The organism is Deinococcus detaillensis (assembly GCF_007280555.1).
Taxonomy (GTDB): Bacteria; Deinococcota; Deinococci; order Deinococcales; family Deinococcaceae; genus Deinococcus; species Deinococcus detaillensis.
The window spans coordinates 120,296-130,719 of record NZ_VKDB01000002.1; the positions used below are offsets into that span (position 1 = coordinate 120,296).

The window sequence follows — 10,424 nt, forward strand, 5'->3', positions numbered from 1 at the left end:
CTGAGTCTAATATTTTGGACTTATCTCTCACTGTTTTTCTCAACTCGCCGTTCTGCTCAAGGAGTGCCGCTTATGCCGCTCATCAACGATTACAAGATTTTAACACCCGCCGAGCGCAGCCTGTGGCGGCAGCCCATGATGTGGCTCTCGGCGGGGGCGATTGCCTTGGTGCCGCTGCTCTACGCCACCATCTATTTGGACAGTTCGCTTGATCCTTACGGCAATTTGTCTGAGCTGCCGGTGGCTTTGGTCAACGTGGACGCCGGAACGGCCGTGCGAGGTGAGCAGCGCAACATTGGGACCGAGACGGTCAAAACCCTCAAAAAAGACCAGCGGTTCAATTACCTGAGCTATAGCAGTGTCGCCGACGCCGAAGACGCCGTGCAGCGCGGCGAGGCTTACTTCGCGCTGAGCTTTCCCAAAGATTTTAGTCAAAAAGCTCTGGGCGCAGACAGCTCTCAGCACGGCCTGATCAATTTTTACATTTCGGAGGGCGGCAGCTATTTTGCCAGTCGGGTGGCCAAGACCTTTTCTGCCAGCCTCACCGACACCCTCAATGCCAAACTCGGCCAAAACCGCTGGAAGGCCGTGCAAACTTCGCTCGGTGAAGTGCAGCGCGGGTTTGCCGACATCCGCACGGCCACCGGCAAGCTGCAAAGCGGCGCGGCCAGCTTGGCAAGCGGCACCGCCTCGCTGAGCAGCGGAGCCGCCACCCTGCAAACCGGAGCGCGTCAGGCGGCGCAGGGCGCTCAGCAACTCACGGTAGGGGCCAAGACCCTTTCCGGTGGCGTGAGTAAGCTTACAGGAGGCAGCGGCCAGCTTTCCAGCGCTGTGCGGCAACTGGAAGCGGCTGCACCGGGTCAAAAGGAACTCGCACCCCTTCAGCAAGGAGCCGCGAACCTCAGCGGCGCGGCGGGCCAACTCGCGGGCGGCCTGGGGCAGCTCAGCGGCGGAGCGGCGCGGCTCTCAGCGGGAGCCAGCTCAGCGGACGCGGGCGCGGCGCAACTGAGCAAGGGCAGCGGGCAACTCGCTGCGCAGTTGCCGCAGCTTCAAAGCGGCTTGGGGCAGCTCACGGCGGCGGCCAATCAGCTTTCAGCCGGAGCCAACACCGCTAATCAAGCCGCGCAGCAAGTCGCGGCGGGCAGTGGGCAACTCGCCCAGCAGCTTCCGGCGTTGGCGAGCGGTATCGTCTCGGCCCAGCAAGGCGCTGGGCAAGTCGGAGTGACTCCACTGGCCCAAGCGCTCGGCAAGCTCGGCGTGGGTGCGCAGCAAGCGGCGGGCGGAGCCAAGTCGCTCAGCGCTGGGGCCACACAACTAGCCGCAGGTACAGCTCAGTTGCAAAGCGGCAGCCAGACACTCGCCAGCAAACTTGGTGAAGCTGAGAAAGCCAGCAGCGCCGCCGTCAAGGGTGCGTCGCAGATCAGCGCGGGCGCGGCCAAACTGCAAAGCGGAACAGCTAGTCTCAGCAGCGGCGCGGCAACCTTAGCCCAAAAAACCCAGCAAGCTGCCGAGGGAGCAGCGGCTCTCAGCGTGGGGGCCAGTAAGCTGCAAAGTGGCGTAGGACAACTTGTCGGCGGCAATCTCAAGCTAAAGAGCGCCCTCGGCCAAATCACCGCCAAGTTACCTGCCCAAGCCGACCTCACTCAGCTCAGCGGCGGCGCGGCGACGTTGGCTGAGAAAAGCGGTGAACTCGCTGCTGGCCTCAACACTCTGAGCAGTGGAGCCACCAAACTCAGCAGCGGAGCAGAGCAAGCCAGCAGCGGGGCGGCCCAACTCAGCAGCGGCCTGAGTACCCTCTACAGCAAGGTGCCTGCCAAGATAGAGCAGCTCGGCGGCGATCCAGCGGGCCTGAGCCAAAGCGTGCTGCCCGTCATTAAGACGTTTGCGCCGGTCAGCAACAATGGCACCGGATTCGCGCCGTACTTCATGGCGCTGAGCTTGTGGGTGGGCGTGACCCTGACCACTTTTATTTTCCCGTATCAGCAGCTTCCCCAAAGCGGGCGTGGCACCTCGCAGTTTGCCCGGATGCTGCGCAAGGCCAGTGTTCCGGCGCTGCTGGTGGTGATTCAGGCCCTGTTGGTGGTGCTGGGCGTGCATCTGCTGGGTGTGAGTTACCTGCACCCCGCCGAAGTTATATTCACGGCGGTGGCCTCCAGCTTGACGTTCCTCGTGATCGTGCTGGCTCTGATCTTTTTGCTGGGCGCGGCGGGTCGCCTCATCGCCCTGATCTTGTTGGTGCTGCAATTGGCGGCGTCGGGCGGCAGCTATCCGGTCGAACTCTCGCCGCGTTTCTTTCAGGTGATTCACGATTACGTGCCGGTTACGCAAAGCGTCAATGCTTTTCGGCATGCCATTTCTGGGGCGTTTAAAGGCAGCTATCCAGTGTTCACGGCGGTGCTGTTGGGACTGGCTGTCTTGGGCATTTTGCTGGGCCTACTGGGGCGGCGCAGGTGGGAGTTTGTGGCCGACAGCGACTTCAAGCCGCTGGTGTCGTCACCGATTCGGGCCAACGACTGACGACGGTGTTTGGGGAGCGAAGTCAAGCTGAGGAGCGGTGAGTATTCAGCTTGACTTCGCTCCCCCGTTTTTTAGCGCCCGCTTGGTGTGGCCCGCCGCTGCCTGCAACCGCTCCCGCGCTGCCTGAGCGTCCAGCCCCGTTTTGAGCATTACGATGGCCGTTTTGACGTGCATGGCCGAGGCAGTCAGGGCGCTCAAAGCTTCCGTTTCGCTCACGCCGGTGGCGTGCTGGGTGAGGCGCACGGCGCGGCGGCGCAGCTTGGCGTTGGTGGCCATCAGATCGACCATCAAATTGCCGTAGACTTTGCCCAGCTGCACCATCAAGCTGCTGGAAAAGGTATTGAGGGCGATTTTCTGGGCGGTTCCAGCTTTGAGTCGAGTGCTGCCGCTGATGACTTCCGGGCCGGTGTCCAGCTCAATCGGGGCGTCTACTGCGCTCGCCAGTGGGCTGCCGGGGTTGTTGGTCACGCCGATGCTGAGCGCTCCGGCGCTGCGGGCCGCCCGCACGCAGGTCAGGACATACGGAGTGGTCCCGCTGGCCGCCAGTGCGATCAGCACATCATTGGGGCCGAGCTGCGCCGCCCGCATATCGGCTTCGGCCAACGCCTCGTCGTCTTCCGCGCCTTCCGCGGCCCTGAACATGGCGCTCTCGCCGCCTGCGATCAGCGTCACCAACCGCTCCGGCGGCCAAGAGAAGGTTGGCAGCAGTTCCACCCCGTCCAGCACGCCCAGCCGCCCCGAAGTGCCCGCGCCCACGTAAACCAAGCGCCCGCTGCCCGCCTGCAATCTGGCGTAGGCGAGGTCAACCGCCCGCGTGAGCTGCGCGGCGGCTTTTTGCACCGCCTGTGCGGCCCGCGCTTGGTCAGCGCTAAACGCCGCGATAAGTTGCTCAGTGTTGTATTCGTCGAGCTGGGCGTGTTGCTGGCTGGGCTGTTCGGTGCTGAGTTGCTCGGTACTGATCAGATCGGTGTTCGGAGGCGGCGTCATGGCTGAACTCCTTGCAAAGAGGGAGCAAAAAGCCCCAAGGAGCGGGCCAGCGCCGGGCCGCCCAACAGGGGAGAGATGCTGGGCACGAGCTGAAGTTGAGCGCCGACGTGATTGACAAAAGCCCGTTTGACCAGCGGATTGAAGGCCCCACCCGCCGCCGCGACCTCATCATTGCCGACCTGCCTACTGACGATCCTGCCCAGCCGCGCCAATTCCTCTCCAGCTCGGCGCTGAATGGCTTGGGCCTCGGGGTCATTTCCCAAGGCTGCTGCATACACGGCGGGCGCAAGGCGGGCGACGGCGGCGCGGCCTCCCGCGTAGACATGAGCGCGGATGTCGGGCCAGTGCTGGCTGCCGATGGCCGCGTACAGCGCCGCCGCTAGCGGACCTTCTGGCTGCCCTTCGTCGGCTTGGCGCAGTGCCACCTTAAGCCCTTGCCGCCCTTGCCAAAAGGCTCCGCCCGCGTCGTCAATCAAAAAGCCGTGCCCGCCCGCCCGAATGACGTCTTCCCGCGCCGTGCGGTGATAAGCCATGCTGCCGGTTCCGGCATAAACCAGCGTGCCGGAACTCGCAGCAAAGTGCGCCGAGTAAGCCAGGTGAAGATCATCGGTGACGTAAATAGCGGCAGGTGGCAGGCCAAACGTTCGGCTGAGCAGCTCAGCAATCATTGGGGCGTACTCGCCTTGCAAACCCGTCACTCCAGCGACGAGTGCGGCGGGTTGACTCTGAACCTCGGCGCGAATACCTGCCAGTCCCTCGACCATCTGTTGCCGCGCTTCCGGCGTGTAGAGGTGGCCGGAAAGGGGGACGGCTTTGCCCTCAGCTAGGAACTCCTCGCCTGCGTAGAGCGCCCATTTGCTGCTGCTGGCCCCCAAGTCGAGGCTGAGCAGTGTCGGGGGGCCACTCACGCGGCGGCCTGCTTTGAAGCTAGATTAAACAGAGCAAAGTGGTATTTGATTGGTAAAGTTTACCACCCTTAAGCTGACGCTGCTTGGCCTGTCCCTTTTCCCAGCGCCACCCGAAAACCGCGTAGCTCGTAGCCCTTGACCACTTCGTTGTAACTCACGCTCGGCGGCGTGACGATCCGCAGATCATTCCAGATCAGCAAGCGGCGCAAAAACACGTCGCTTTCCCGGATCGCCAAAAACGCGCCGGGGCAGCGGTGGTGGCCGTCGCCAAACGCCAGCACCGGGGCCTGAACGCCGCGTGGCAAGCTGCGGGCCGGGCAGACTTCCAGCGGGCGCTCACCCACCGTGGATTCGTCGGTGTTGGCTTCCTGTACGTTGAGCGCCAGCAAGCTGCCCTTAGGCACGCTGACGCCGTCAATCTCCAAATCTTGCTCTGCGCGGCGGTAGAGGGTGGACACCACCGGCTCAAGCCGCAAAATCTCGTGCAAAATGGCGTGGCGCTCCTTTTCGGTGCCGTGCAGGTATTCGCTTCTCAGATCAGCGTTTTGTAGCAGGTGCCAAGCGGCGGCGCTGATAAACTCCCGCGTCGTGACCATGCCCGCCGTGCCGTAGGTCAAGCACTCGGTCATGATTTCGAGGTCGCTGTAGTTCTTGTCGAGCAGATGGCTGATTAGATCGTCGCGGCGCTCTTTTTTGCGGGCTTCGATGGCCGGTTTGACGTCCAGAAAGTAAAACAGCCCCAAGTTGAGCTGTTGGCTCAGTGCCTGACTGCGGTTGCGAATCTGCGCCGAGCCGGGTTCGCTGTCGCCGCCGCCGTCCACAAACGAAGTGATGCGCTTTTCCATGCCGGGCAGTCGGCTGCTGGTCAGGCCCACCACCTGCGCGGCCACCTCGACGGCCAGCTTGAGGCTCAGATCATCCAGATTGACTTCACCTTTGGCGCTCAGCTCAGCGACCAACTCGTCGGCCAGCTTGGCGATCATCGGCTGGTAGGTGGCCACCGAAGTCGGCGTGAAGTAGCGGGCGGTGTCGCGGCGCATGGCGTGGTGGGTGTCACCCTCGGCAAACAGCACCGGCGCGTTTTTCATTGCGCCCATCTTGCTGGCCATCTCGGACATGAAACCAGCTTGCCGCACGCCCTCGTCGCGCAAAATCTCGCGGGCGGCCTGAAAGTTGTGAACCCGGTACACGCCGCGCTCGTCCAGCTCAATGCTGGCTCCGGTTTTGGAAAGCTGATCTTGGCGGCGGGTCAGCGGCGCAGTTGGGGCGGCAGATGGAGTAGACGAATGGGGAAAAGGGCAGGTGCCCTCGCGAGGATGCTGGGTCATGGTTGCTCCGGTGAGGTGGGGGAAGGGTGAGGAGTAAGGTGCTGAACGGTGCAGCGCTGGGCGTGGGCGGCCAACTGCTCCAAGCCGAGGGTCAGCGCTTCCAGCGGCCCCAGCGCCTCAAGTGGCGGCTGCGTAACCGCTTGCACGGTGGCCAGCGCCGAAGCCCACAGCGCCTGCCCAGACGGGGTGACGCCGAGGGTGCGGCGGCGGGCATTGGCGGGGTCGCTGCGGCGGGTAATGGCTCCCAGCTTGGTGAGGCGGTCTAGGGTGCGGCTGACCTCGTATTTGGGAATGCTCATGGTGACAGACAATTCGCCGGGCGAGGTCATGCCGCCCTGTACGTAGCTCAGAGCAATAAAGGCCCGCAAATCGAGGTCGTGTAGCCGAACCAGAGCGCTGTCTACCGGCTGCGCCAGCGCTTGCCACAGCGTCCAGTAAGCATTCAGGAAGCGCAGTGGCTGGGCGGCGAGGTCGGGAGCAGAGGAGTCGGGCAGCACAGTTGCATTCTGCAATCAAATCATGAGAGCAAGGGTTGAGTTTGGTTGCTGCTCAGCGGGCATTGGGGGAAAAGCGCTGTGTCCCCGGTGTGAGAGTTGCCCTTTTTATTGCAGGTTAGTGGTTTGAGGTGGTGTGACCGAGTGCTCAGCACTCTGGGAGGACAAGATCATGATATGACGGCGGTATGGAGAGCGGCCCAGCGAACGCTTGAGCGCTTTGCCCAGTACAGCAAGCGGGCAGGCGTCCGTTTTGTCCAAGAAGGAGGGGACTTGCGCTGGTGGTGCCTCTCTGAACGCGTCTCTCGACTTCATCACCCAAACTGCAAGATGACACTCCCGGATTCCTCCGGCTGGGGGCGTCTTGCAGTGGTCAGGCCGCTGCGGCCCCTGAGAAAAAGCTATAGAGATTCGTCGAGAACCGTACAGTTCCGTCCTCGGTGCTTGGCTTCGTAGAGCGCTGTGTCCGTGCGCTCAAGGTTAGCTTCCAGTGTTTCGCCAGCCCGGTAGCATGTGAGACCGAGGGAGGCAGTAATCCGGTAATCTGGAGGCAAGCTCTCGGTCTGGAGCACGGGTAACGCCTGCCGTACACGTTCTGCGGCTTTACACGTTCTGCGGCTTTATAAGCTGCCGCTGCCGTAGATGCAGTAAAGATAAGTAGAAATTCCTCACCACCGTAACGGCCCACGAAATCGCCTTGCGGTATCGTCTTTTGTAACGTACTGGCCACCGCGCACAACACCTGGTCGCCAACATGATGTCCGTAAGCATCATTGACCCGCTTGAAGTGGTCAATGTCCAGCAGTCCAACGCAGACCACTCTCTCCCCGGAAGGCCGCGACTTCTCCTGAAAAATTGCTTGTTCCAAGTGCTCTAAAGCAGATCGGCGGTTCGGTAGGCGGGTCAGGTGATCTCGGGTGGCCAGATCATGCAGTTCTTCCAGGGCCTTCTCCAAATGGATGTTCACTTCTTGCAGTCGCGTGTTGCGGTCCCGTACGGTTCGCCGCAAGGCCGCCATGTAGCTGCCGATGTAGGTGATCAGCAACAGAACCACAGCGAACGCGAAGGCAGAAATGGCCTCAATATGCAGATCAACGCGTTCAGGAGCCCAGAGCACCAAAGCCAAGATCACCGCGATGTATGAAGCGAGCACGCCCCCACAGACGAGCAGCATGGAGCGGAAATTCAGGGCAAACACCCCAAACAGAACTCCGACGGCACCCAGCAGCAAAAACGGTACCCGTGCTTGGGGCTCGGAAACGTAAAACATGACGCAACCAGCCGGCCACATGGTGAGAATGATCTGAGCAGCAGTCATACTCGGGTCCCTGAAACGGAGATTGATGTTGGTGAAAATCAGGAGCAGGAACGTTGCGCAAACGACGGTGATACCCACCAGATAATGCGTCAGGTGCACGGCTGTAAGCATGCCTGTAACGAAACAGGCGATAACGATAAGGGTGGTTCCCAAGTGCGTGACCATACCCAGAAAGGTTCGCTTGAGGCGCAACTGCTGTGCGTGGGCAGTATTTCCAGAACGGGCAACTCGCGTCACCGAATGGGGAGCTCGTGGTGAAGCATTCACAGCCCGGCCTCTGCCATGGGGAGGAATCGGCCCCGAGCCATCAAAGCATCCCGGGTAGGCAGAGGCCGGGCCTCTTGGTCGGCATACACACAGCGCAAAGACATCCCATAAAGGATGAAGGCGTCTCTGAACCGCACCATCCGTTCACCAATGTATGCATGAGGAAGATTGGCCATTGGAAAAGTCTGTTGGCTCCGCTGACCGTCCTCGAAGCGCTGTTGGCTCACTGGCCTACATTTGAGCGGGAGTAGCGACGTCTCAGACATTCATCTTATAGTGAGGAAACGGCTCTTTCAGGCCTCTTACCCTCACAGACCTCTCATCCTTAACAAGACCAAATCAGGATCTGTGTACGCTCTTACGCCGAGGAGGGGTATCCATGTTTCTCAGCTTCAGCAGACACAACTCACTGGCGGTTTGCTGGCGCTGCGCCTCAGCTGCCTCACTTCTCGGCCTCGCTCACGATGTCCCATAGGTAGGTATTCAGCTCCTTGAGCGTGCCCTATGGAGGCCCATATGGATTGATGCTGATGACTGTTTTGCTCAGCCTCATCTGCATCCAGACGATATAATCGGCCGTCACGGTCGAGTTTCCGGACACACGTTTGTCCTGGGTGTTGGCGATGCTGGTCAGGAGCTGCGCCACTTTTTTTCGCTGCTGGCTGGTCAGGACGATGGGACTGCTCAGCTTGGGGTCTGCCTTCACAGACGCCCCCACTTTAGCCACCTCCGACCTGAGCGTGCCCCCACGCAGATCGTAGACCAGCAAAGTTCTGTCCGACATCAAACCGCCCGAGCGAAACACCACGCCGTGAACGGGAAGCAGCGGATCGACGGTTTCAGTCTGAGCAGAAGCTAAGCCCATCAGTGCCAAGAAAGCAACCGGAACCAGCAGTACGCGGGACAGTCTGGACGGGAAACGCCAAGTCAACTGTTTCATCATTCCTCCACCCAGCAAAAACTCCCGTCGGCACTGGTCTGCTTATTAGCATAGAACTGTGCGCCGAATGCCTGCAAGCCGGCGCTTGGTACGGTAATTCTCAGCACCTGCCTCAGCAGCCGTCAGCTGAACTGGCGAAGTGCAGGAGCCGCAGGAGACAGAAATCTTTGACAGGTTTTTGACGCCCCTCAGCCTATCTTCATAAACGGAGGTATGTCATGTCAATTGGCCGCTTCGTGGCTTCTGGTGTTCCGCCCTCGGCGTGTTGGGACAACCGGCGAACATCGGTGTACAAGCCGCCTCAACCCAAGCTGTCCCAATTCAATTCGCTCAGCCGAGCTTTACGGTGAAAAGGGCCAAGTCTGGGAGGGCCGGAGCGCTCAGTTTGCTGCTGTGCAGCTTTGCCAGCGCTGCCAATACCAACGGCGATTATGTGCAGTTTCGCTACTTTTATCCGTCCAGCGGCTTGGAGGGAGCCACGCTGGACGGCCAGTACAGTTACCGCGCCGTAGCCTTTAGCGTCAGTCTGCGGGCCAGCGAACTCAGCTTGCAGCGCCAGAACGCCAACCTGTCGCTCAGCAGCGGCGGCTATTTCGGCTACGCCAGCGTCAGCAGAGAAGCCGAGCGCCAAACCGCCACCTACACGGCCCTGGCAGGTTACTCCTCGCCTAATCCGGGCCTTTTTTCAGACGCCACCCTGACTTACGTCCGGGCCGAAGATGGGCGGCCCGATCAGGGTTACGTGCTCAACAGCGTCTCGCTGGATACGCGGGGCCAATTTTCCAAAGCTTGGCGCTGGAGTGCTGGCGGAAGCTGGGACAACACCAAGCTCAACTTGGCCCCCGACGATCCCGGCACCAACCGCAGCCTCAATCTGGGCCTGACCGGCAAAGTCGCCAGCGTGGACATACGTGCCCGCGCCAAGCTGAGCAGTTCGGACACCGGCAGTGCGCCCAACGCCCTCAAGTGGTCGGTCAACCTGGACGCGGGCGTGCCGATCACCAGCACCGAGCGCTTGGCCGCCGCTGTGAGTTACAACAGCCAGCAACAAGACAGCGAGAGCCTGACGCTGAGCAGTGCCCGCTTCACGCCGCTGAGCCTCAGCGCGGCGCTGACGCGGGCCGACAGTGTGTTTGGCGCTCGGCTAAATGCCGATTACACCTTCAGCGAAGCGCTGAGTCTGTCGGGCGAGTACGGCCTGAGTTTTGCTTCACCCTTGTCACAAGACGGCAGCCTCAGCTTGGATTACCGCAGTGGCGTTTGGATGCTCGGCGCGGGGCTGGCCGCCGACTCCACGCCGGACGTAAACAACGTGCCGACCTACAGCGTCTCGCCGCGTCTGAACGTGGGCTATGCAGGCACGGCCTTCACCGCTTCGGTGCGCGGCAACGCCCGCTACGCCCCGGCTCAAAAAGACCCTTGGTCGTATCACGTGGACGCCAACGCCCAAACCCTCGGCTCGGCGCTGACCTTCGCCTTCAACTTGGCCGCCGACAGCCCCAGTACCAGCCGCCCCCTGACCGCGCAAATCGGCTTACAAGCGCTCTATACCCTGAGCGACCACTGGACACTGAATGTCAGCGCCCGCTCCCGCCTCGGCACGGCTCAGCCGTCCATTCAGGGCGGGCTGGGGGTGCGCTATGTGTTCTGATCCCGGGTGTTCTG

8 protein-coding genes are annotated in these 10,424 nt (G+C 61.5%); 2 read left to right on the top strand and 6 right to left on the bottom strand.

Features of this window, described 5'->3' with window-relative positions; genetic code table 11:
• The first annotated feature begins 72 nt into the window (after positions 1-72).
• Positions 73-2,517: a YhgE/Pip domain-containing protein gene (locus FNU79_RS03095; protein ID WP_143719443.1), complete on the top strand. Its 2,445-nt coding sequence runs from the start codon at positions 73-75 to the stop codon at positions 2,515-2,517.
• Between the two features lie 45 nt (positions 2,518-2,562).
• Here the strand turns inward: FNU79_RS03095 and murQ are convergent, their stop codons facing one another.
• From murQ to FNU79_RS03125, 6 genes are all read right to left on the bottom strand, one after another.
• Positions 2,563-3,504 carry an N-acetylmuramic acid 6-phosphate etherase gene (murQ, locus tag FNU79_RS03100; RefSeq protein WP_143719444.1) on the bottom strand — a complete coding sequence of 314 codons (942 nt, stop codon included), beginning with the start codon at positions 3,502-3,504 and terminating at the stop codon, positions 2,563-2,565.
• Entirely contained in the window at positions 3,501-4,412 is a 912-nt protein-coding gene (locus FNU79_RS03105) for an N-acetylglucosamine kinase (RefSeq protein WP_143719445.1), read from the bottom strand. Before FNU79_RS03105 ends, murQ begins: the two co-directional genes overlap by 4 nt.
• Before the next feature lie 68 nt (positions 4,413-4,480).
• A complete protein-coding gene (locus FNU79_RS03110; protein ID WP_143719446.1) occupies positions 4,481-5,740 on the bottom strand; it encodes a cytochrome P450 in 1,260 nt (419 codons plus the stop codon).
• A complete protein-coding gene (locus tag FNU79_RS19880; RefSeq protein WP_143719447.1) occupies positions 5,737-6,237 on the bottom strand; it encodes a MarR family winged helix-turn-helix transcriptional regulator in 501 nt (166 codons plus the stop codon). Before FNU79_RS19880 ends, FNU79_RS03110 begins: the two co-directional genes overlap by 4 nt.
• A gap of 370 nt (positions 6,238-6,607) precedes the next feature.
• Positions 6,608-7,819, bottom strand: a complete 1,212-nt coding sequence (locus FNU79_RS19625) for a GGDEF domain-containing protein (RefSeq protein ID WP_263862361.1) — start codon at positions 7,817-7,819, stop codon at positions 6,608-6,610.
• A gap of 502 nt (positions 7,820-8,321) precedes the next feature.
• On the bottom strand, positions 8,322-8,762 hold the full coding sequence (locus FNU79_RS03125; RefSeq protein ID WP_185974587.1) for a hypothetical protein: 441 nt from the start codon (positions 8,760-8,762) through the stop codon (positions 8,322-8,324).
• Positions 8,763-9,105: 343 nt separating this feature from the next.
• On the opposite strand from FNU79_RS03125, the gene FNU79_RS03130 reads away from it, so the two are divergent.
• A complete protein-coding gene (locus FNU79_RS03130) occupies positions 9,106-10,410 on the top strand; it encodes a hypothetical protein (protein WP_143719449.1) in 1,305 nt (434 codons plus the stop codon).
• Positions 10,411-10,424: the final 14 nt, after the last annotated feature.